Here is a 21,666-nt window from a genome sequence, read left to right on the forward strand (position 1 = left end):
GGCAAGGGCTGGAGGTTTGAGGACGTGAGCAGCGGAGCATCGGAGCCACGGACTGCCCCGGCCAAACGCGAAACCTTCCACTCACGGCGGCTCTTCATCCTCTCGGCCATCGGATCAGCGGTGGGCCTCGGCAATATCTGGCGCTTTCCCTACATCGCCTACGACAACGGCGGCGGCGCATTCCTGATTCCCTACCTGGTGGCGCTTCTGACGGCCGGCATTCCGCTGCTGTTCCTCGACTACGCGGTAGGCCACAAATTCCGGGGATCAGCGCCGCTTGCCTACCGCCGGCTCCACCGGGCCGCCGAACCGCTGGGATGGTGGCAGGTACTGGTCTGCTTCGTGATCGCCGCGTATTACGCGGTGATCATCGCCTGGTCCCTGATGTACACCATCTTTTCGTTCACGGAGGCTTGGGGTGACGACGCCGAGGGCTACTTCTTCGGAACATTCCTCGCTGTGGCCGAAGCACCTGGGGTGGGATTCACCTACGTGCCGTCGGTCTTCTTCCCGCTGCTGCTGGTGTGGGCGGCAGTGATCGTCATTATGGTGGCGGGAATCCGGAAAGGCATCTCGCGTGCCAACTCCATCCTTTTGCCGCTGCTCATGGTGATGTTCCTGCTCCTGGTGGTCCAGTCGCTGTTCCTTCCCGGCGCGGCGGAAGGGCTCAACGCCTTCTTTACCCCGGACTGGGCCGCGCTTGCAGATCCCTCGGTGTGGGCGGCCGCCTACGGGCACATCTTCTTCTCGCTGTCCGTGGGCTACGGCATCATGGTCACGTATTCCTCCTATCTGAAGCGCCGCACGGACCTCACCGGTTCGGGCATGGTGGTTGCCTTCTCGAACTCAGGTTTTGAAATCCTCGCCGGCATCGGTGTTTTCGCGGCTCTTGGGTTCATGGCGCAGGCGGCAGGCTCGGGCGTGAACGACGTGGTGACCCAGGGCATCGGCCTGGCGTTCGTTGCGTTTCCCACCATCGTCTCGCAGGCTCCGTTCGGGGCCGTCATGGGCGTGCTGTTTTTCGGGTCCCTGGTCTTCGCCGGAATAACGTCCCTAATTTCGGTCCTGGAGGTCATCGTGGCCGCGGTCCAGGACAAGCTGGGCTGGGGCCGGGTCCAGGCGTCGGTGGTGGTCAGTGTCCTGGTGGCGGCCGTGTCGCTGGGACTGTTCCCCACGGCCACCGGGCTCTACCTGCTGGACACCTCCGACGCGTTCGTCAACAGCTTCGGCATCACACTTGGCGCGCTGGTCACAGTGGTGGTGCTGGCATGGTTCCTGCGCAAGCTGCCCTTGCTGTCCGCCCACCTGAACCGCGTTTCAACCGTCAAGATGGGGCGGCTGTGGATGGTGCTTGTTGCCGGTGTTGTGCCGCTCGCCCTCATCTACATGGTGGCCAACGAATTCATCAGCAAGATTTCCACCACGTATGAGGGGTATCCGGAATGGTTCGTTGGCCTGTTCGGTTGGGGCATGTCCGCAGCGCTCGTCGTCGTGGCGCTGGTCCTGACCTTCATCCCCTGGAGCCGCAGTTCCAAAGCCCATCACGATCCCGAATATGACGAAGTAGTGGAGAGGGAAGCAGAGGAGACGGCGCCATGACTCCCATCGCCATCACCATGATGATCATCGCTATTCTCACGGTTTGGGGCGGCCTGGCGCTTGCGCTGGTGAACCTTAAGAGGCATCCGGAAGACGAGGGCGCCCTGCCGGAGGAGCACGCACCCGAACTTTGAGCTGGTGCCCCAGTCCGGATGCGGGGGACCGCATGACCCGCGAGTTTCTGTCCGGATATGGGGACTTCCGTGGGGGGTTATCCCGGCATATCTGGACAGAAACCCGCGAGGGGGTTGGTCAGGGGAAGCTGGGGACGTAGCTGGGAACGCCGACGGCGTCCGTTGACACGGGTGCGCCGGTGTCGTTGATGACGTGGTCCAGTGTGCCCGCGCCCAGGTTGACCGTCAGCAGGCTGTGCAGCTTCACGCCCGGTGTCACCGGCACTTCAAAGCCGCGGGTGGCGTGGATGGTGGGGTCCACGTTGTTGTACACGTAGCTGCCGCCGCCCCAGAGTTCGTGGGTCTTCACAGAATCGGCGATCTTGTAGCCGGCCCAGCCCAGGACGCCGTCGTGCTGCCATGCGGCCTGGTTGGGTGCATCGTAGGGCAGCTCATTCTGGAAGAAAACGGTCCTGCCGTTCTCGCCGTTCCAGATGACGTTGTACTCCTGGTAGTGCTCCACGAACAGGCCCGTAGCCGTGACGTTGTCACCGTTGATGATCACGCCGTTCCTGCCGGTGTTGGTGGTCCAGCCCACCCCGTTGCCATGATCGGCACGCCAGGCCCAGATGTGGTCCAGGAGGACGTTGTCGCTGTTGACCTCCAGGCTGACCGAGGCTTTGCCCACGTGCGGCCCGCCGATGCGGAAGAAGACGTCATGGAGCGTGGTGGGATTGGCGGGATCAGTGTGGACAGCCGAGTTGGCGGACCCGCTGCCCTCGCCCTGCCGGGCCTTTCCGATCCGCATCAAAGCCGGTGAATTCACTTCGCCGGCATCGATGGTGACGGCGGCAATGTCCACGCCGGGCACGTCCGCGACTGTCAGCGGGACGGCGCCGTTGACGGCCGTGAGGGTGGCTATGCCCAGCCCCAGGACGACCGTGTTGGCCCTTTTGACCTCGATGCTCTCATCAATGCCGTAAACCCCGGGGGTGAGCAGCAGGTTCCTGCCGCGTGCCAGCTGGGAGTTGATGGTCTTGACGGAATCCGAGGGGCTGGCCACATAGAAGTCGGACAGCGGGATGCTGCGGCCCGGCGTCGGACCGTTTTCCCAAGTGGTCCCGGACGACTCCACGCGGACTGCGGGAACGAACACGCTGTACTGCCCGGCCGAATCCAGCGTGAGGTAGGGCTTCTCGCGGCTGATCGGTGTATCCGCCAGGGTGGTGTATGGCGGGTTGGGGAAGGACTGCGCCGGCGCCCCGTCCACGCCGGAGAACACCTGGTTCCAGACCCCGTTGGACCAGTTGCCAATGCTGCTGTCCCGCACGAAGTACTGCTGCTGCGAGCCGTTGATGACGTCGCCCGTCTTCGAATCGGAGATGAAGCCGCCGCTGGCGTACTGCGGGCCCGCGGTGCAGTAGTCCATGAGGGAAAGGTTGCCGCCGGTGATGTTGATCCGCCGCATGGGCGAGGCCTGGGAAGCTGCCCAGAAATTGGCGGAGCTTCGGCAGCCCTCGAGGCCGGTGACATTGATGGTGAGGTTGGACAGGGACCGCCAGAAGTTGTTCAGGGCGATGCAGTTGTCCGCGGTGAGGCAGCGGTTGTAGACGTCCACGTGCCCGTTGATGGTGACGTCCGTGGGGGAGGCGCCGAGCCCAGCGACTTCTGTGGAGTATCCCACCTGGACGATGAGCGGCTCCTCGGCGCTGCCGTAGGTTCCCGGTTTGAACAGCAGGGAGTAGCGTTTGGATCCCATTTCATCGTCCACCTGTTCGGCGGCGATGGAATCAACCGTGGCCTGGATTTCAGCCACCGGCATGCTGGGATCGAAGATCCGGACATTGGGGCCGAAGTCCGGTTCCGCGCCCTGCGGAAGGGCCGGGGGAGCCGCCGGTGCAGGAGCCTGTTGCACCGATGCCTGCGAGACGGCGGGAGCGGCCGGCGCAGCGGCGGCCATACTTCCGCCGCTGGCAACCAGGCCGGCCAGGAGGGCAACGGCACCGGCGACATGCCGGCGCCGGTCCTGCGTGCGCCGCAGGTGCGGTTTGTAAGGCCTGTCTGCACGCGGAGGATGGGGGACGTGGGCTAGCGGCATTGCTGGTCCTGTTCGTTGGTGGGATTCGTCGAGCCTGGCCGGCAGCGTGATGGTGCGACCGTGGGAGCGCTCTCGTCGGGGAAGCGTAACACCGCGCAGGTTGCCCGGCAAGGAAAAATGGAATCGCTCCCACCATGGTTGACAACTTGGCGTGACGTAGGACACCATTGGCGTGAGAGCGCTCCCACCATTTCGCTCCCACCACTCACCCAACCGGACCCTTGTGTTGCTGCGCGTGTTCCTGCGCGCTCGTGCCGCTGCGGTCCGGACCTGGTCTATGGAGTGGATCCATATGACGAAGGAGTCTTCCCCAGTGAAAAAGCCCAGCAAATTCTTTGTTCTTTCGGCCGCCGCGGCGTGCCTCTCCCTGTCACTGTCCGCCTGCGGATCGTCGGCTCCGGAAAAAGGCGGCGTCAATGATGCCACCGGTTCCGATCCGGTCACCCTGACAGTAGGCACCTTCAACGAATTCGGCTACGAGAAGCTCTTTGAGGAGTACCAGGAGCTGAACCCCAACGTCACCATCGAGCACAAGAAGGCGGCCACCAGCAACGAGGCCCGGGACAACCTCACCACCCGCCTGGCTGCCGGATCCGGCTTGTCCGATATCGAAGCCGTCGAGGTGGACTGGCTCCCTGAGCTCCTGCAGTACCCGGACCAGTTTGCGGACCTCAGCGATCCCGCAGTGGAGGGCCGCTGGCTCGACTGGAAGACCGAAGCAGCCACCACAGCCGACGGCAAGCTGGTGGGGTACGGAACCGACTCCGGTCCCGAAGCCGTCTGCTACAACGCCGAACTGCTGAAGAAAGCCGGGATGCCCACCGACCGCGGTGAAGTGGCCAAGATGCTTGGCGGCACCTGGGAAAGCTACTTCGACGCCGGCCGGAAGTTCACGGCCGCCAACCCGGGCGCTGCCTGGTTCGATTCCGCCGGGGCCATCTACCAAGGCATGAGCAACCAGCTCGAGAAGGCCTACGAGGAGGAGGACGGCACCGTCATCGCCACGGAGAACCAAAAGGTGAAGGACATCTACAACCAGGTGCTCAAGGCGTCCACGGAGGACGGCCTGTCAGCCCATCTCAAGCAGTGGAGCGATGACTGGGCTTCCGGTTTCCAGACCAATGCCTTCGCCACAACCCTCTGCCCCGGCTGGATGCTCGGCGTCATTGAGGGCAACGCGGCGGGAGTAACCGGCTGGGATGTGGCCAACGTCTTCCCCGGAGGCGGCGGCAACTGGGGCGGTTCCTACCTGACGGTACCTGCCCAGGGCGATCACCAGGCCGAGGCCAAGAAGCTGGCGAACTGGCTGACGGCACCGGAGCAGCAGATCAAGGCCTTCACCGCAAAGGGAACCTTCCCCAGCCAGAAGGAGGCCCTGGAAAGCAGCGAACTGCTGGGACAGACCAACGCCTTCTTCAATGGTGCGCCTACGGGCGAGATCTTTGCCGAGCGCGCCAAGGCTGTTGAGGTGACCCCCTTCAAGGGCACCAAGTTCTTTGCCATCAACGACGCCATGCAGCAGGCCCTCACCCGCGTGGACGTTGACAAGACGGACGACGCCGCCTCCTCCTGGGAGAAGTTCGTCACCGCAGTGAAGTCGCTCTAACCATGGCTGTCACCGACCGGGTCAAGCCCCCCAGGGCCGGGCGCAGCCCCCTGCCCGCGAACGACGGAAAGAGCGTCCGGCGCCTGGCGTTTTCGCAACAGGTTTCCAAGTGGGACGTGAAGTTGTCCCCCTACCTGTACATCTCCCCGTTTTTCCTCCTGTTTGCCATCACGGGACTCTTCCCGCTGGGGTACACGGCGTGGGTTTCGCTTCACAACTGGAACCTCATCGGCGGGCAGGGAAAGTTCGCGGGACTGGACAACTACGCGTTCGTCATAGCCCAGCCCTATTTCTGGAATGCCGTGGGCAACACCTTCAGCATCTTCATCCTTTCCTCGGTTCCCCAGGTTGTCCTGGCACTGGTGATCGCGGCGGTGCTGGACGCGAACCTGAGGGCCAGGACGTTCTGGCGGATGGGTGTGCTGGTGCCGTTCGTCGTTGCACCCGTAGCGGTGGGGCTGATCTTCAACAACCTCTTTGCAGACCAGTTCGGCCTGATCAACGAGATCCTGAAGGTTGTGGGGCTTGACCCGGTCCGGTGGCACTCTGATTCGCTGGCAAGCCATGCTGCCATTGCCACCATGGTGAACTTCCGGTGGACCGGCTACAACGCGCTGATCTTCCTTGCCGCCATGCAGGCAATTCCGCGGGACGTGTTCGAGGCGGCAACCATTGACGGTGCGGGCCGGCTGCGGCAGTTCTTTTCCGTGACCGTCCCGATGCTTCGCCCCACCGTGATTTTCGTTGTGATCACCTCCACCATCGGCGGCCTGCAGATCTTCGACGAGCCGCGGGTCTTTGACCAGTCCGGCCTGGGCGGGGCTGACCGGCAGTGGCAGACGCTGACCATGTACATCTGGGAACTTGGCTGGGGCCAGCGCAACTTCGGCAGGGCCTCTGCCGTGGCATGGCTGCTCTTCCTGATCATCGTGCTGATCGCCCTGCTCAACTTCTTCATCACCAAGCGCATCGCCAGCCAGGGAGGCCGCAAGTGAGCTCCGTTCCCATGATCGAACAGACTGCCGGCAAGGGCGCGGCCAGGGCCGCCGCCCGCCGGAACGCCGGAGGGAACCGCAAAACCGGCTTCGGTGGCGCCCGGCGGCCCGGATTCCTGACCTACGGTTTCCTGGGCGCCGTTCTCCTCGCCTCGGTGTTCCCGCTCTACTGGTCCTTCCTGGTGGGCAGCCACGACAACACCGTCCTGAGCCGCGGCATCCCGCTGCTCCCGGGCGGAAACTTCCTGGCCAACGCGGCGAAGGTCTTTGACAGCATCCCGTTCTGGAAGGCGATGGGCAACAGCCTGATCGTCTCCGGCGTCACCGCGGCGTCCGTCGTCGCCTTCTCCACCCTCGCCGGCTTCGCCTTCGCCAAGCTCCGCTTCCGCGGCAGCAAGGGCCTGTTGGTGTTCGTCATCGCCACAATGGCCGTTCCCACCCAGCTGGGCGTAGTCCCGCTCTTCATTGTGATGTCCAAGCTGGGCTGGACCGGATCGCTCTGGGCCGTCATTATCCCCGGCCTGGTCACCGCTTTCGGAGTGTTCTGGATGACCCAGTACCTCCGGGACGCCCTGCCGGATGAACTCATTGAGGCTGTGCGTATGGACGGCGCGTCCATGATCCAGGCTTTCTGGTACGTCGGGTTCCCGGCTGCCCGGCCCGCGGCGGCCATGCTCGCGCTGTTCACCTTCGTGGCAACCTGGACGAACTTCTTCTGGCCGTTCATCGTCCTGGACCCCTCAAACCCCACCCTCCCGGTGGCACTGCAGCTGCTCCAGGCGGCCCACTTTGTTGACTACTCCGTGGTGCTGGCCGGTGCGGTCCTGGCCACCGTCCCCCTCTTGCTCCTGTTCATCGCGGCAGGCCGGCAACTCGTATCAGGAATCATGCAAGGAGCAGTAAAAGGATGAGTTCCAACCCGCTTCCGTTTCCCCAGGGTTTCCTGTGGGGAGCCGCGACCGCCGCCTACCAGATCGAAGGCTCCGCCCACGCCGGCGGCAGGAAGGACTCGATCTGGGACACCTTCGCCCGTGTGCCCGGTGCCGTGGCGGACGGCCACAACGGCGACGTGGCCTGTGACCACTACCGGCGCTACAAGCAGGACGTGGCGCTGATGAAGAGCCTGAACATGAAGGCCTACCGCTTTTCCACTTCCTGGGCACGCTGCATGCCCGACGGCGTTACCCCCAATCCGGAGGGCATCGCCTTCTATTCCAGCCTGGTGGATGAACTGTTGGCGGCCGGTATCACGCCGTGGCTGACCCTTTACCACTGGGACCTGCCGCAGGCACTGGAGGACAAGGGCGGCTGGGCCAACCGGGACACTGCGTACCGCTTTGCCGAGTACGCCGCCGTGATGCACGAGGCACTGGGGGACCGGGTCCGGTTCTGGACAACGCTCAACGAGCCGTGGTGTTCGGCGTTCCTCGGTTATGCCGCAGGCATCCATGCCCCCGGACGGCAGGAACCCCGGTCGGCCCTGGCTGCCGCCCACCACCTGCTGCTGGGCCATGGCCTCGCCGCAAGGGAACTCCGACGCCTGGACGCGGACGCCGCATTGGGCATCACCCTGAACCTGACCGTGGCGGATCCCCGCGACCCGGACAACGACGGCGACCGTGACGGCGCCCGGCGGATCGACGGCCAGTTCAACAGGATCTTCCTGGACCCGCTGTTCAAGGGGGAATACCCGGCGGATCTGTTGGCTGACGTGGCCCACCTGGGCCTGGACGAAGCCGTCCAGGCGGGGGATCTGGACATCATCTCAGCGCCGCTGGACCTGCTGGGCGTGAACTACTACCACGGTGAATCCGTCACCAAGGATCCCGCGGACCTGCCCACCAGTGTGGAAGCGGACGCCGCTGCCGCCGGCGAATCCCGCCGCCCGGCGTCGCCCTTTGTCGCCGCGGACGGGGCGCGGTCAGTGCCACGCGGACTTCCCGTGACGGGGATGGGCTGGGAGGTCCAGCCGGAAGGGTTGCGGCGGCTGCTGAACAGGCTGCATGCCGAGTACACGGGTCCGGCGGGAATTCCGGTGTACATCACCGAGAACGGCGCCGCCTATCCTGACGTCCCCGATGAAGCGGGCTTCGTGGACGACCAGGAGCGGCTCGCCTTCTTCGCCGCCCACCTCCAGGCCGTGCATGGGGCCATCACGGACGGCGTGGACGTGCGCGGCTACCTGGCATGGTCCCTGCTGGACAATTTCGAATGGTCCTTCGGCTACCACCAGCGCTTTGGCCTCGTCCGGGTGGACTACGGCACCCAGGAGCGCGTCCCGAAGGCCAGCGCCCTGTGGTACTCGGCAGTTGCGGCCGCCAACGCTGTCCCGGACGCGGATTCCGGCGTGTCATCCGCGGGGGCAGGTGTCGTATTGTCTGTGTAATGAACCAAAAGACCCACCGTCCTGCCCAGGTGAAAGCAGGTCGGCCCAGCCCCACGCTGGAGGATCTTGCCACCGCCGCGGGCGTGTCCCGCTCCACTGCGTCCCGGGCCATCAACGGCGGATTGAAAGTGAGCCCGGAGGCCCAGGCGGCTGTAGAGGCCGCGATCGTGGCGCTTGGCTACACCCCCAACCGTGCCGCGCGGAGCCTGGTGACCAAGCGGACGGCCTCCGTGGCGCTGGTCATTCCGGAGCCGGATGCACGGGTCATGATGGATCCCTTCTTCGCCGCCGTCATTACCGGGGTGAATGAGGCCCTTCGCAGCACGGACATGCAGCTGGTGCTGTTGATGTCCCGGGCAGGGGACGATTCCGAGCGGACCAAACGGTACCTGCGCGGAGGGCACGTGGACGGCGCGATCGTCGTCTCACACCACCGGGCCGACAACTGGGTGGAGTCGCTCGGAAGCACCGGCCTGCCCACCGTCTTCATCGGCCGGCCGTGGGACACGGGATCGGGGATTCCCTTCGTGGACCTGGACAACTTCGAGGGCGGCCGGCTGGCGGCACGCCACCTGGCCGCGATCGGCCGCACCAGGCTCGGAACCGTGGCGGGCCCAACCGACATGACAGCCGCCGTCGACCGTTTGGACGGGTGGCTGCAGGGGCTGCGGGAGGCGGGGCTTGAGCCCGGGCCCGCCATCCACGCGGACTTTACGACGGCGGGGGCGGCAGACGCCGCCCGCAACCTTCTGGCCCGCGCACCGGAGCTCGACGGCGTCTTCGCGGCCTCCGACCTCATGGCGCTGGGGGTCATCGACACCCTGCGCGGCGGGGGCCGGGAAGTGCCGGGGGACGTGGCGGTCGTAGGATTCGACAACCACTCCCTGCTGGCGGCCAACGGACTGGGCCTGACCACGGTGACCCAGCCCATGGTGGACATGGCCGTCACGGCAGGGCAGCTACTGATCCGGGCGATCGACCACCCCGAAGAGCAGCTGGAGCCGGTGATCTTCCCGGCGGAGCTCGTGGTGCGCGGAAGCACAAACGGCTGATCAGCGCCACCGGCGTCCCGCCCGCTCCTTCCGTTCAGCGGTCTCCCGCTCCGCCCAGCGCTGCGACTTGCCTGCGGCAGCGACCTTCTGGTGCCACTCCCGCTGGTAGGCACGCTGCGCGGCGGCATCGCTGCGGCGGGCCAGGGCGGCCAGTTCCCGCTGGAGCTTCTGGTAGTTGTGCCAGCGGCGCTCCTCCAGCTTGTCCTCCTGGATCGCAGCCTGCACGGCGCAGCCGGGTTCGCCGTGGTGGGCGCAGTCCGAAAACCTGCAGCGGCCGGCCAGCTCCTCCACGTCGCCGAACATTTCGCCAAAGCCGTCCTCGGCGTCGAACAAACCGAACCCGCGCACACCCGGCGTGTCCATCAGGACTGTCCCGTTGGACAACGGCACCAGCTCCCGTGCGGTGGTGGTGTGCTTGCCCCTGAAATCGCCGGACCTGACCTCCCCCGTGTCCTGGACCTCGCGGCCCACCAGGGCGTTGATGAGTGTGGATTTTCCTGCACCGGAGGGACCGAGCAGGACGATGGTGCCGCCCGCCGGAACGTGCGCCAGCAGGTGCTCGATGCCGTCGCCGTTTTCCGCGGACGTGGTGACCACCTCCACACCCGCAGCCTGCAGGATGACCTTCCCGACGACGTCGTCCGCCACTGCGGCGAGGTCCGCCTTGGTGACAATCACCAAGGGAGTGGCCCCGGAGTCCCAGGCGGCAACAAGCGTGCGCTCCAGCCGGTTGTGCGTAAGGGGCCGGTCCACCGGCACCACCACGCCCACCATGTCCATGTTGGCCGCAAGGACCTGGGCCTCCGAGGAGTCCTCGAAGGCGCGCTTGCGGCTCAGCTCCGAGCGCCGCGGAAGGACGCCCAGGATCTGGCGCACGCCCGCCCGGTTCGGCCCGAGCCACACCCAGTCCCCGGTGACCGCGGTCTCACCGGTAAGCGGGTAGGGCAGGTGGAGGAGTTCCGCGCCGGCCGCCACCAGCAGCAGGTTGCGGTCCACCCTGACCACGCGCCCACGTTCAGTGGCGTCAGGGACGGGATGGTTGTCGAAGTGCTCGGCGACGGCGGACGTATAGCCGTAGAGGAGGGGTCCGCTGCTGACCGGGCTGGAGCTGTTTGCAGGGATACTGCGGGCCAGGGCATGGCCTGGGGATGTGTTCACTGTGATACCTCGGGGAATGTCTCCCCGGGCATCGGCCGCTACGGCCCGGGGGCCAGGCGCTCCGCGGTTAAATCGGGCGGACGGTGCGGGGGAGGGTGTGGATGATGGACGCGGAGCGCATTGGGCGCACGTTCATGACAGTCATCAAAACCACCTTCCTTTCCCGAACCTGGGCCGTTATCCGGGCCGCATGCTGTGAAGCTGACGGCTCCCGCTCGTCCCACTGTAGCCGCGGGCCCGGGAGTGCACCAGAGCCTGCGCGGTTCTCTGTTGGTAAAGGCCGCTGACCAGCGGTTTTGCCTTGGATAGTGCTCCGGCCGGGCGTAGGTTGGCTGGAGTTGCCTTTTTCTTATCCAGCCAACACTCAGGAGGAACCATGGACGATGAGGCCATGGACAGCGCCGCGCCGCGGACCAAAGCTGCGCTCAATGCGGATCAGGAGGCGTCCTTCCGGGCGGATCACGCGGACCGTATCGATGACGACGGAGGCCGTCCCGCCAAGTGGCGCATCATTGGTCCCGGGCTGGTGGTCGCCGCCACTGGCGTGGGGGCTGCCGATATGGTGGCCACCCTGGTTGCGGGCTCCCGGTACGGCTACGGCCTGTTCTGGGCAGTCATCGTGGGTGTGGTCCTGAAGATCATCCTCGTTGAGGGAGCCGGCAGATACACCCTGGCAACGGGAAAGACCATCTTTGAGGGGTGGCGCTCCCTCGGCAAATGGACAACGTGGTACTTCGGGCCGTACATCATGATCTGGGGCTTCGTCTACGGCGCCACCGCAATGTCCTCGGCGGCATTGCCGCTTGCGGCAGTATTCCCCGTGCTCCCGCTCTGGGCCTGGGCCATCATGATGGGTTTGGCCGGGTTTGCGATGGTGTGGTGGGGCAAATACGCCACCTTCGAGAAGATCACAGCGGTCCTCGTCGGCATGATGTTCGTGACTGTGGTGGGCTTGGCCGTCATTGCCGCTCCCAACATTCCTGAAATGCTCGCCGGGCTGGTTCCCATGATCCCTTCCACGGACGGCGGGATCTTCTACACCCTTGCCCTCGCGGGCGGCGTGGGCGGGACCATAACGCTCGCCGCCTACGGATACTGGCTTCGCGAAAAGGGCTGGTACACGCCCAAGTGGATGAAGGTCATGCGCATCGATAACTCCATGGCCTATGTCATAACCGGAATCTTCGTAATTGCCATGCTCATTGTGGGCGCTGAGGTTGTGCGCTCCGCGGGTGTCTCACTGAGCGCGAGTGATGAGGGTCTGCTGGACCTCTATGACGTGCTGAAGGCAGAATACGGGGACGTTGTGGGGACCGGTTTCCTGGTGGGTTTCTGGGCCGCCTCCTTCTCCTCGATCATCGGGGTGTGGAATGGTGTTTCGCTGATGTTTGCGGATTTCTGGGGCAACATGCGGGGCAAGGAGTCCGGCCACCCCGATACGCGGGTGGGCGGCAAATACTTCAAGTTCTACATTCTGTGGCTGACTTTCCCGCCCATGATCCTTTTCGCACTGGGCCAGCCAATCGGCCTGATCCTGTTGTACGGCGCCTTGGGTTCCCTGTTTATGCCGTTCCTGGCGTTGACACTGCTTGGCCTGCTGAATGGCAGGCGGATTCCCAAGGCTTGGGCCAACAAACCGCACAGCAACATGGCGCTGGGCTTATGTGCCCTGCTGTTCGTGGTGCTGGGGATCCGGCAGTTCTGGACATCCCTCGCGCCGCTGTTCGGCGGCTAGGGTTCCGGCGCCGGGCGGAAGCTACCGCTGCAGTTCAAGCGCCCGCTTCTCGCGTGCGGAAATACGTGAAACATACCCGCAATTGCTGCACGTGATCTGGTAGGACCGCGACGTGGTGAACACCGGAACGAAGAAGAGGGTGAACTTGGTGGCCCGCTCCTCGAGGTGATGGTGGGCGAACGATCGGCAGTACTGGCAGGTTGCCGGCTTGCCGGGCAGGGCTTTGAGCACTGTCTTGAAGCCAAAGAGAAGGAACATCGGATTACCCTTCCGTAGGTTTGTCCTGCTGCCTATCCGACAACCTTAGGGCCTGGACCTGGACCGCAGCCTCTCCTGACAGCTTCCCGGAGCAGTGCCATACTTGGGGTCAGCACGGTTTTCTGCATCAGGGGGACTTCGGAAATATGGCTTTGGACACCGCCACCCTCCGGATTGCTTTCGGCCTGATGGCACTGGTGCTGGTGCTCCTGTTCTACTTCTCGGCCTACCGCGTCACACGCTCGCCGTACAGCGGCTGGTGGTGCCTGGCGCTGCTGTTTTTCCTGTTCGGTTCAGCGTGTTTCCTGCTGGACGGCACGCCGCACCAGGTCTGGGCCAACCCGCTGGGAAACGTGCTCCTGGTGCATGGCGGCGTGGGCGTCTGGGCCGGTGCCCGCTCGCTGCGGACCGTGCCGCCACCAAAATGGGCGTTCACGGGCATTCCGCTTGTAGTTTTGGTGGCTTCGGTCCTGGACAATCCCGCAACCAACACCTGGTCCGGCGGGCCAGTGTTCCTCGCTGCTATGAGCCTCACCATCGGCCTGGCCTCCCGTGAGCTGTGGCGCCTGGAACCAGGGTATTCGCGGGTCCGGATTCCCATGGCCGTGGCCGCCGGCGGGTTGTCCGTGTTCTACCTGCTCCGCTGGGCGGCTTTCATGCTGGAGGGCCAGGACGGTCCCACCTTTGTCACTGTGTTTGGCTCCGCCGTCACCACTCTGATCACCATGCTCCTGCTGGTGGTGGTGTCCTTCAGCATGGCGGCGCTCAGCAGCGAACAGCAGACCAGGGCCCTGCGCGTGGTGGCGTCCCGTGACGACCTGACCGGCCTCCTGAACCGGAAGGCCTTCCTCAACCTGGCCGCGGAGCAACTGTCGGACCTGTCCATCACCAGGGGCGCGGGGGCGTTGGTCCTGGCCGACCTTGACCACTTCAAGGCGATCAACGACACATACGGCCACGCCGCCGGAGACATCGCCCTGCAGACGTTTGCTGATGCCTGCACCGCCACCGTGCGGTCCACGGACCTGGTAGGCCGCTATGGCGGCGAGGAGTTTGTCCTCCTCATTCCCGGCGCCAGCGCGGAAAGGGCGGAGATTATCGCCGAGGCCATCAGCCGCCGGCTGGCTTCGGCAACCACGGTGGACGGGATGGAGATGCCCACCGTCAGTTACGGGATTTCAACGTACGACGGCGCCACAACAGACGTGGAGCGACTGATCGCCTCTGCGGATGCTGCCCTTTACAGCGCCAAGTCGCTGGGCCGGAACCGGACCGCCCGCAGCGACCGGTTGCTGTAACCAACGGGGTTTCAGTCCACGCCACTTCAGCCGGATCGGACCACGGCCGGCACCTGTTGCCAGTCTGTGGCCTCCGGGCCGGGAGGTGTCCGCAGCAGCGGGAATGCCGGCTGATAAAATGGGCGGGTTGCAGGGCGGCCTTATTGCTGGTCCAACCAGCGCCGTAACCAAGTAAGGGACCAGACACTCATGACGGCAGGCGGGTCACACCTCGGGACTCCGGAGACTGAGCCGGGCGCACCGGCCAAATCCTCCGGCCTGGCCACCGGCCGCGCCTACCTTGCCACCATAGAAGGCTTCGTCGGCGCCCTCATGATGTTCGCCGGTTCCATCGGCACAGGCTGGATCGCCAACGGCTCGCCCATGATCCGGCAGCCTGTGGTGATCGCGCTCCGCACCGAAGGCTGGGGCGTCACAGTTTCCACCATCCTGCTGACGGTGGGCGCCATGGTCCTGATGCGGTCCTGGCTGCGCCTGGGGCAGCGGCTTGCCGATTGGGGCAAGTCGTCGCTGCGGTCCGTGGTGATCGCCATTTCCGCCTGGTCCCTGCCGCTGCTTTTCTGCGTGCCCGTGTTCTCCCGCGATGTCTACGCCTACACAGGGCAGGGGCGCCTGGTGATGGAAGGCCAGAACCCCTACGAGGTGGGCATCTCCACGCTGAGCAACTGGTTCTCGCTGGGGGCTGACCCTGCCTGGGCGGAAAACAGGACTCCCTACGGGCCCTACTTTCTCTGGCTTGCCCGGGCCGTGGTGGGCCTGACGGGCGCCCAGCCGGACATCTCGGTGCTGCTCTTCCGTCTCCTCGCCGGGGCCGGCGTCCTGCTTTGCGTCCTCTATGTACCCAAGCTGGCGGAGCTGCACGGCATCAACGGGGCGCGCGCCCTGTGGATTTCTGTGGCCAACCCGCTGTTCCTGATCAGTTTCATTGCCAGCGCCCACAATGACGCACTCATGGTGGGCCTCGCCGTCGCCGGTGTCTATTTCGCCGCCACGCGCCGCTACCTGCTGGGCATCCTTCTGGTCACCGCGTCCATCGGCATCAAGCCCATCACTGTGCTGCTGCTGCCGTTCATCGGGGTGATGTGGGCGGGCCCGTCAGCGTCGTGGCCGCGCAAGTTCATGATCTGGGGTGCGACGGCGGGGATCAGCTTCGGTGTGCTGGCCCTCAGCGGCATCCCCTACAACCTGGGGATCGGCTGGACATGGGCAATCATGGATCCCACGCCGGGCTACACAGGGTACTCTCCCTCGGGGTTCCTGGGCCAGCAGGTGGAGTTCCTCGCCAACGTGCTGGGACTCCCTGGCGGCACGCTGGCCACCCTGCTGCGCACCGGGATGAAGTGGGCAGCCATCGGGCTGGTCCTGCTGCTTATGTTCCGGGGCGACTACTCGCGCGCGGTGCGCCGGATGGCCCTGGCGTTTACCGCCGTCGTCATGCTTTCACCCATCATCCAGCCCTGGTATATCCTATGGTTCCTGCCGTTCCTGGCCGTCACGGGAATCCGGGACGACTGGCAGATCCGGTCCCTGTATGTGGGGGTCACGTTCTTCGTGGTGTTCGGGGCGCAGGACCAGCTCTCGGTCTGGTCCTTCGTGGAACTGCCCATCGACGCTTCCTCCCTGGCATTTATTACTGCCCTGGCATTTACGTTCTACCTTCTATTCCTCGACGTGCATACACGCAAACTGCTGATTCAGGGCAGGCCCTTGGACCTGGCGAGACGGGGTTGGAGGTGGGTCCTGGGACGCAGGGAAGCACGGCGGGCACGCATCGAGCAGCCGGGCCGCCAGCAGCTCGGAAGCCGCTGAACAACCCTCAGCCCCGACCGGCCAAGTATCCGATCAAGCCTCCCACGGTGGCCACCTGCGGGTAGTCGCTTTCCGGGATGTTCACTCCTGTGGCGGCATCAATGGTTTCCACCAGCCGCAGGAAGTCCAGCGAATCAAGTTCCAGATCCTGCCGCAGCCTTGCGTCAGCCTCAAGATCCTCCGGCTCAAGGTCGGGCGCCACCTGGTTCAGTGCCTTGTGTACGGCAGCGCGGGCATCCTGTTCGTTCACAGCTCCTCCGGTTTCTGCAGCAGCTCGTCCAGTTGTGCCAGGTAGCGGGCGCCGCGCAGGCCGTCGCTGACCCGGTGGTCCGCCGAGAGCGTTGCGGTGACCACCGGGCGTACGCCCAACATCCCGTCGTGGGCCCACGCCTGCTCCATGACCCTGCCGAGTCCCACCATGGCCACCTGCGGGGGATAGATCACCCCGAACACGCTGTCCACTCCGAGCTCGCCCAGGTTGGTGACGGTGATGGTGGGATCTGCCATTTCGGCCCGCTGCAGCCTTCCCGCCCGGGCCCGTCCAACGAGGTCCCGCAGCCGCTCCATCAGGGCGTCGACGGTCAGTTGGTCCGCGTCATGGATGGCGGGCGCCACGATGCCCCCTTTCCTCAAGGCAACGGCAACGCCGAGGTGTACCGAACTGCTGGGACGGAACTCGTCGTCCAGGTAAAACCCGTTGACCTCCGGAACTGCTTTCGCCGCGAGGGCGGCTGCCTTCAGCAGCAGCGCAGACGGCACCAGCCGCGCGGACACGGGGCGCTGCAGGTTGACTGACTGCATCCAAGCCATGGCCGGGCCCATGTCCAGCGTGCTGCTGAGGTAGTAGTGCGGGATGGTCTTCTTGGACTTGGACATCAAAGCGCCGACTGCCCGGCGCAGGCCCGCCTCGCGCTCACGGCCCTCCGCGGCGGGGACAGCCGCTACCGCCGGTGCAGGCGCTGCCTCCTGCCCTGCCTGATCCTGCCCTGCGGGTTCCGGGGGTATCTGGCCCGGTGCGGTTTCCTCGGTCGCAGTGGCGGCCTGTCCAGCAGGCTCCGGGCCAGTGGGGGCAATGGCAGCTGGGGCCCGGAGGACGTCGTCCTCCGTAACGGCGCCGCCGGGACCGCTTCCAGCCAGCGAGGCGATGTCCAGTCCACGCTCGGCAGCGAGCCGCCGTGCACGCGGCGACGACCGCACGCGGCCGGGCCGGGCGGCTGCCGCAGCGGGCATGGCTTCCTGCCCGGCCTGCCGCGCTGTGTCCCCTGGTGCCCCCGACGGGGCTGCGGCATGCTCCACGTCGGCACGTGTCACCGCACCATGCTTCCCGGTGCCCCGAATGGCCGCAGGGTCCACTCCCAGCTGGTGGGCGAGGTGGCGCACCGGGGGTGAAACCAGCGCGTGGTTCTCCATGCGAGCTTCCTGCGGAGCTCCAGGCGCGGGCGGTGCCGTTCCATCGTCAGGGGTTGCCGTGATGCGGGCGAGCGGAGTGCCGATCGGGACGGTGGTGCCGATGTCCACCAGGAGCTCGGCCACCACTCCTTCCTCGAAGGTCTCGATGTCCATGACGGTCTTGTCCGTGTCCACCACGGCCACCACATCGCCGCGGTGGACGTAGTCGCCGGGTTTGACCAGCCACTCCACCATCTTTCCGTGGTCCATGTCCGCCCCCAGGGACGGCATCCGGAACTCACCCACCCTTGCCCGCCACCTCCCGCGCAGCGGCCACGATCCGTCCGGCGGACGGCAGCGCGGCAAGCTCGAGATGCTTGGAGTAGGGCAGCGGTACCTCCGCACTGCACACCCGGCCTACCGGGGCATCGAGGTCGTAGAAGGCAGCCTCGGTAATCCTGGCACTGATCTCTGCCGAGATGCTGCCGCTGCGCCACCCTTCGTCAACCACCACGGCACGGTGCGTCTTCCCTACGGACGCGAGGATGGCCGCGTCATCAAGGGGCCGCAGCGTCCGCAGGTCCAGTACCTCCGCGTCGATGCCGTCCCCGGCGAGCTGTTCAGCGGCGTCGAGTACGGCCGGCAAGGTGCCGCCGTAGGTGATGAGGGAAACGTCGTGGCCTGCCCTGCGGACGGCCGCGGCAGTAATGTCCACCGGCCCGGCGTCGTCATCGAGTTCGCCGGGCATGTTGTACAGCGTCCCGTGTTCGAAGATCAGCACCGGGTCCGGGTCCTGCAGGGCGGTCCACAGCATGCCGCGCGCGTCCTCCAGCGTAGCCGGCGCGAGGATGCGCAGGCCCGGGATGTGGGCGTACCAGCCCTCAAGGCTGTGCGAGTGCTGGGCGCCCAGCTGTCGTCCGGCGCCGGTGGTCATCCTGATGACCAGCGGAACGTTGAACTGGCCGCCGGACATGTGCAGGAGCGTCGCGGCGTTGTTCACGATCTGGTCCAGTGCCAGGAGGCTGAAGTTCACGGTCATGATTTCGACGATGGGCCGCATTCCGCCCAGCGCCGCTCCGATGCCGGCGCCCACGAACCCGGATTCGGACAGCGGAGTGTCGCGTATCCGTTCTGGGCCGAATTCCTCGAACAGCCCCAGGCTGACAGCGAAACAGCCACCGTACGCGCCAACGTCCTCCCCCATGAGGAACACGCGCCCGTCCCGCTTCATGGCGTCGCGAATGCCAGCCCTGACGGCTTCGCGGTAGGTTGTTTTCATTCCTGCACCCGCTCGCTGTAGACAAAGCGGGTCAGGTCCTCCACAGGTTCGGGAGTCCCGGCCTCGGCGAATTCGACGGCGCCCGCCACCTCGTCGTCGGCCTCCTTCTGCAGTTCCAGCCAGCGGGCCTCGTCCAGCTGGCCCGCATCTTCCAGTGCCCGCCGCAGCAGGGTGATGGGGTCCCGCTCCAGCCACCGGGCCACCTCCGACTTCTCCCGGTAGCGCTCCGGATCGAACATGGAGTGCGCGCGGAAACGGTAGGTCCGCAGTTCCAGGAAGTGGGGACCTGCACCGGAGCGGACAGCGTCCACGGCACGGCGCGCCGCCTCGTGGACCGCCAGCACGTCCATCCCGTCCACTGCCCATGCAGCAAGCTCGTAACCGGCGGCCTTCAGGGCGATGTCCGTCTGCGATTCTGAGCGGCCCAGAGCCGTGCCCATGGCGTACAGGTTGTTCTCGCAGCAGAACAGCACCGGCAGTTGCCACAGGGCGGCGAGGTTCAGGCTTTCATGGAACTCGCCTTCAGCCACCGCGCCCTCCCCGAAGAAGCAAACGGTGACGCGGGCGCGGCCGGCCATTTTGTCGGCCAGGGCCAGGCCGACGGCGAGGGGCAGGCCGCCTGCCACAATCGCGTTCCCGCCGAAAAAGCGGGTGCCGGCGTCGAACAGGTGCATGGAGCCGCCACGCCCGCGGCAGCAGCCCTGGACGTTGCCGTACATCTCGGCCAGGATGGCGGCCGCGGGCACACCCTGGAGCAGTGCGTGGCCGTGTTCCCGGTAGGTTGCGACGACGGCGTCCCCCGGCTCGAGCGTGTCCAGTACGCCTGCGGCGACGGCTTTCTCGCCGATATACACGTGCAGGAAGCCCCGGATTTTGGCCTCGGTGTAGAGTTCCACGCATTTTTCCTCGAGTCGGCGCACCCGCAGCATCTGGTGGAGGAGGTGCTGGGCGTGGCCGGCCGGGTGTGCGGCGAGCCGCTCGGGCAAGCTGGTCATCGTGACTCCGCCGGTGACTCGACGGTGGACGTATCGCCCTCGGGGAGGCCAAGTTCCCGTGCCTTCAGGAGCCGGCGAAGGATCTTTCCGCTGCGGGTCCTGGGCAGGGAGGGGGTGAAGTCCACCAGCCGCGGGGCAACAGCGGCTCCCAGCCGCTTGCGCGCAAAGCCGATGATGTCCAGGCGGAGCTCCTCGGACGGCTCCCATCCGTTGCGCAGTTCCACGAACCCCTTGACCACCTCACCGGCTACGGGGTCGGGGACGCCAATGACTCCGGCTTGCGCCACAGCAGGGTGTTCCATAAGGGTGCTCTCCACCTCAAAGGGGCCGATCAGGTGGCCGGAGGATTTGATGACATCGTCGCCACGGCCCACGAACCAGTAGTATCCATCGGCATCCCTCCTGGCCACGTCGCCCGTGAGGTACCAGCCACCGGCGAAACAGCGGCGGTAGCGTTCCTCCTCGTTGAGGTAGCCCCTGAACATCGACGGCCAGCCCTCACGGAGGGCAAGTTCCCCCATGGTTCCCGGTTCATCCACCAGCACCGGCCGGCCACCGATGACCACCGGTTTGCCGTCGTCGTCTCTTTTCACCAAGGCAGCTTCCACACCCGGCAGCGGCAGGCCCATGGAACCCGGCCGGATCTCCGTGGCAGCAAAGTTGGCGATCATGATGCCGCCGGTCTCGGTCTGCCACCAGTTGTCATGCACGGGCAGGCCGAAGGCTTCCTGCCCCCACACCACAACTTCAGGATTGAGCGGCTCACCCACACTGGCCACGAAGCGCAGGGCAGAGAGGTCGTGGCCGGATGCGCGGCCGGCCCCTGCCTTCATGAGCATGCGGAGCGCCGTGGGCGCTGTGTACCAGACTGTAACGCGCTGCTCCGCCAGGATCCGGTACCACCGGTCCGCATCCATCTCCTCCTCGTCCACGATGGTGGTAACGCCATGGACCAGCGGCGCGATCAGGCCATAGGACGTTCCCGTCACCCACCCCGGGTCGGCAGTACACCAGTAAACGTCATCCTGGTGCAGGTCAAGGGCATACAGGCCAGTGGCATAGTGGGCGGTGACGGCCTCATGCACGTGGATGGCGCCTTTCGGAGTGCCAGTGGTGCCGCTCGTGAAGTGCAGGAGTGCCATGTCTTCCGGCCGCGTGGGCGCCATGGCGCCGCTGTCCGGCGCTGCCCGCATTAATCCTTCGAGGTCAAGGGTGCCCGGTTCCGGATCACCCTCGGCATCGGTGAGGAGGATGTACTCAAGGTCGGGCAGGGTATCGCGGATCTGGCGCACCTTCTTCCGGTAAAGGGCCTTGGTGGTGACCAGGGCCCGCCCCGACCCCAGCTGGAGGCGCTGCCTTACCGGTTCGGGGCCGAAAGCCGAAAACAGTGGGCAGAAGACGCTGCCGTTCCTCAAGGTCCCCAGCACTGCCACATAGAGCGCGGGACTGCGTCCGGTGAGGGAAAAGACGCGCTCCCCGCGGCCGATGCCCAGTTGTTGCAGGACGGTGGCGAAGCGGCTCGTTTGTGCAGCCAGCTCGCGGAACGTCAGGGAACGGGTTGACCCGTCGGCGCGCACAAACCGCAATGCTTCATGCGAACCCCGCTGCCCCGCGGCATGCCGGTCCACGGCTTCGTGCGCGATGTTGAGGCCGCCGTCCGGAAGTCCCGAAAGCGCGTGGCGGGCATCGGACCAGGTGAACCGCTCGTACCCGGCCCGGTAATCGGGCAGGTTGGGACGTACACGGAAGCTGTTGGTGTCCTTGGCAATCCGCTCCCAGCGGGTGGGCCGTTCGGTTCCTGCCGTCATGGTCTTATCCGACGCCTGGCGCGGCGCGCAGACAAGGGTAGAAAGTCCTCCTTAGGGTGGCCGGGATCACCGGGCCGGGCAGGTTCAC

The 21,666-nt window shown here is 65.7% G+C and carries 18 protein-coding genes; 10 read left to right on the plus strand and 8 right to left on the minus strand.

The features are described 5' to 3' along the window. Positions 1-24: 24 nt before the first annotated feature. Positions 25-1,599, plus strand: coding sequence for a sodium-dependent transporter (locus tag ASPHE3_RS00270; protein ID WP_013599218.1), 1,575 nt, complete (start codon positions 25-27; stop codon positions 1,597-1,599). Next, positions 1,596-1,733, plus strand: coding sequence for a methionine/alanine import family NSS transporter small subunit (locus tag ASPHE3_RS21345; RefSeq protein WP_013599219.1), 138 nt, complete (start codon positions 1,596-1,598; stop codon positions 1,731-1,733). Before ASPHE3_RS00270 ends, ASPHE3_RS21345 begins: the two co-directional genes overlap by 4 nt. 118 nt (positions 1,734-1,851) lie before the next feature. On the opposite strand, the gene ASPHE3_RS00275 is transcribed toward ASPHE3_RS21345, so the two are convergent. Further along, positions 1,852-3,810, minus strand: coding sequence for a hypothetical protein (locus tag ASPHE3_RS00275; protein ID WP_013599220.1), 1,959 nt, complete (start codon positions 3,808-3,810; stop codon positions 1,852-1,854). A gap of 313 nt (positions 3,811-4,123) precedes the next feature. Between ASPHE3_RS00275 and ASPHE3_RS00280 the strand changes: the two genes are divergently transcribed. From ASPHE3_RS00280 to ASPHE3_RS00300, 5 genes are read left to right on the plus strand one after another with little or no spacing between them, the layout of a single operon-like run. Then, positions 4,124-5,416, plus strand: a complete 1,293-nt coding sequence (locus ASPHE3_RS00280) for an ABC transporter substrate-binding protein (protein WP_013599221.1) — start codon at positions 4,124-4,126, stop codon at positions 5,414-5,416. A 2-nt stretch (positions 5,417-5,418) separates the two neighbouring features. Beyond that, positions 5,419-6,411 (plus strand): carbohydrate ABC transporter permease, encoded by a 993-nt coding sequence (locus ASPHE3_RS00285; protein WP_013599222.1) that lies wholly within the window; start codon positions 5,419-5,421, stop codon positions 6,409-6,411. Further along, positions 6,408-7,322 carry a carbohydrate ABC transporter permease gene (locus ASPHE3_RS00290; RefSeq protein WP_013599223.1) on the plus strand — a complete coding sequence of 305 codons (915 nt, stop codon included), beginning with the start codon at positions 6,408-6,410 and terminating at the stop codon, positions 7,320-7,322. Before ASPHE3_RS00285 ends, ASPHE3_RS00290 begins: the two co-directional genes overlap by 4 nt. Then, a complete protein-coding gene (locus tag ASPHE3_RS00295) occupies positions 7,319-8,797 on the plus strand; it encodes a glycoside hydrolase family 1 protein (RefSeq protein ID WP_013599224.1) in 1,479 nt (492 codons plus the stop codon). The genes ASPHE3_RS00290 and ASPHE3_RS00295 overlap by 4 nt, the downstream gene beginning before the upstream one ends. Then, the gene (locus ASPHE3_RS00300) at positions 8,797-9,849 is read left to right on the plus strand and encodes a LacI family DNA-binding transcriptional regulator (RefSeq protein WP_013599225.1); all 1,053 of its coding nucleotides are present in this window, start codon (positions 8,797-8,799) and stop codon (positions 9,847-9,849) included. The genes ASPHE3_RS00295 and ASPHE3_RS00300 overlap by 1 nt, the downstream gene beginning before the upstream one ends. On the opposite strand, the gene rsgA is transcribed toward ASPHE3_RS00300, so the two are convergent. Then, positions 9,850-11,007, minus strand: coding sequence for a ribosome small subunit-dependent GTPase A (gene rsgA / locus ASPHE3_RS00305; protein ID WP_013599226.1), 1,158 nt, complete (start codon positions 11,005-11,007; stop codon positions 9,850-9,852). It abuts the gene before it with no gap. 376 nt (positions 11,008-11,383) lie between these two features. Between rsgA and ASPHE3_RS00310 the strand changes: the two genes are divergently transcribed. Then, entirely contained in the window at positions 11,384-12,742 is a 1,359-nt protein-coding gene (locus ASPHE3_RS00310) for an Nramp family divalent metal transporter (protein ID WP_013599227.1), read from the plus strand. Positions 12,743-12,763: 21 nt separating this feature from the next. Here ASPHE3_RS00310 and ASPHE3_RS00315 read toward each other — a convergent pair whose 3' ends face one another. Beyond that, the gene (locus tag ASPHE3_RS00315; protein ID WP_013599228.1) at positions 12,764-13,000 is read right to left on the minus strand and encodes a zinc-ribbon domain-containing protein; all 237 of its coding nucleotides are present in this window, start codon (positions 12,998-13,000) and stop codon (positions 12,764-12,766) included. A 146-nt stretch (positions 13,001-13,146) separates the two neighbouring features. Between ASPHE3_RS00315 and ASPHE3_RS00320 the strand changes: the two genes are divergently transcribed. Then, positions 13,147-14,298, plus strand: a complete 1,152-nt coding sequence (locus tag ASPHE3_RS00320; protein WP_013599229.1) for a GGDEF domain-containing protein — start codon at positions 13,147-13,149, stop codon at positions 14,296-14,298. A gap of 189 nt (positions 14,299-14,487) precedes the next feature. Continuing rightward, positions 14,488-16,107 (plus strand): polyprenol phosphomannose-dependent alpha 1,6 mannosyltransferase MptB, encoded by a 1,620-nt coding sequence (gene mptB, locus ASPHE3_RS00325; protein WP_013599230.1) that lies wholly within the window; start codon positions 14,488-14,490, stop codon positions 16,105-16,107. Between the two features lie 7 nt (positions 16,108-16,114). Here mptB and ASPHE3_RS00330 read toward each other — a convergent pair whose 3' ends face one another. From ASPHE3_RS00330 to acsA, 5 genes are read right to left on the minus strand one after another with little or no spacing between them, the layout of a single operon-like run. Further along, positions 16,115-16,357, minus strand: a complete 243-nt coding sequence (locus ASPHE3_RS00330) for an acyl carrier protein (RefSeq protein ID WP_013599231.1) — start codon at positions 16,355-16,357, stop codon at positions 16,115-16,117. Beyond that, the gene (locus ASPHE3_RS00335; RefSeq protein WP_013599232.1) at positions 16,354-17,802 is read right to left on the minus strand and encodes a 2-oxo acid dehydrogenase subunit E2; all 1,449 of its coding nucleotides are present in this window, start codon (positions 17,800-17,802) and stop codon (positions 16,354-16,356) included. Before ASPHE3_RS00335 ends, ASPHE3_RS00330 begins: the two co-directional genes overlap by 4 nt. Then, positions 17,795-18,775 carry an alpha-ketoacid dehydrogenase subunit beta gene (locus tag ASPHE3_RS00340; RefSeq protein ID WP_013599233.1) on the minus strand — a complete coding sequence of 327 codons (981 nt, stop codon included), beginning with the start codon at positions 18,773-18,775 and terminating at the stop codon, positions 17,795-17,797. The genes ASPHE3_RS00335 and ASPHE3_RS00340 overlap by 8 nt, the downstream gene beginning before the upstream one ends. Next, entirely contained in the window at positions 18,772-19,770 is a 999-nt protein-coding gene (gene pdhA / locus ASPHE3_RS00345; protein WP_013599234.1) for a pyruvate dehydrogenase (acetyl-transferring) E1 component subunit alpha, read from the minus strand. The genes ASPHE3_RS00340 and pdhA overlap by 4 nt, the downstream gene beginning before the upstream one ends. Beyond that, a complete protein-coding gene (gene acsA, locus ASPHE3_RS00350) occupies positions 19,767-21,578 on the minus strand; it encodes an acetate--CoA ligase (protein ID WP_013599235.1) in 1,812 nt (603 codons plus the stop codon). Before acsA ends, pdhA begins: the two co-directional genes overlap by 4 nt. Between the last annotated feature and the right edge of the window lie 88 nt (positions 21,579-21,666).

It is taken from the genome of Pseudarthrobacter phenanthrenivorans Sphe3 (assembly GCF_000189535.1).
Taxonomy (GTDB): domain Bacteria; phylum Actinomycetota; class Actinomycetes; order Actinomycetales; family Micrococcaceae; genus Arthrobacter; species Arthrobacter phenanthrenivorans.

Coding starts and splice junctions, on each gene's coding strand:
- ASPHE3_RS00300 (WP_013599225.1), top strand. CDS start 8,797: ATGAACCAAAAGACCCACCGTCCTGCCCAGGTGAAAGCAGGTCGGCCC.
- ASPHE3_RS00275 (WP_013599220.1), bottom strand. CDS start 3,810: ATGCCGCTAGCCCACGTCCCCCATCCTCCGCGTGCAGACAGGCCTTAC.
- acsA (WP_013599235.1), bottom strand. CDS start 21,578: ATGACGGCAGGAACCGAACGGCCCACCCGCTGGGAGCGGATTGCCAAG.
- pdhA (WP_013599234.1), bottom strand. CDS start 19,770: ATGACCAGCTTGCCCGAGCGGCTCGCCGCACACCCGGCCGGCCACGCC.
- ASPHE3_RS21345 (WP_013599219.1), top strand. CDS start 1,596: ATGACTCCCATCGCCATCACCATGATGATCATCGCTATTCTCACGGTT.
- ASPHE3_RS00295 (WP_013599224.1), top strand. CDS start 7,319: ATGAGTTCCAACCCGCTTCCGTTTCCCCAGGGTTTCCTGTGGGGAGCC.
- ASPHE3_RS00320 (WP_013599229.1), top strand. CDS start 13,147: ATGGCTTTGGACACCGCCACCCTCCGGATTGCTTTCGGCCTGATGGCA.
- ASPHE3_RS00340 (WP_013599233.1), bottom strand. CDS start 18,775: ATGAAAACAACCTACCGCGAAGCCGTCAGGGCTGGCATTCGCGACGCC.
- ASPHE3_RS00310 (WP_013599227.1), top strand. CDS start 11,384: ATGGACGATGAGGCCATGGACAGCGCCGCGCCGCGGACCAAAGCTGCG.
- mptB (WP_013599230.1), top strand. CDS start 14,488: ATGACGGCAGGCGGGTCACACCTCGGGACTCCGGAGACTGAGCCGGGC.
- ASPHE3_RS00285 (WP_013599222.1), top strand. CDS start 5,419: ATGGCTGTCACCGACCGGGTCAAGCCCCCCAGGGCCGGGCGCAGCCCC.
- ASPHE3_RS00315 (WP_013599228.1), bottom strand. CDS start 13,000: ATGTTCCTTCTCTTTGGCTTCAAGACAGTGCTCAAAGCCCTGCCCGGC.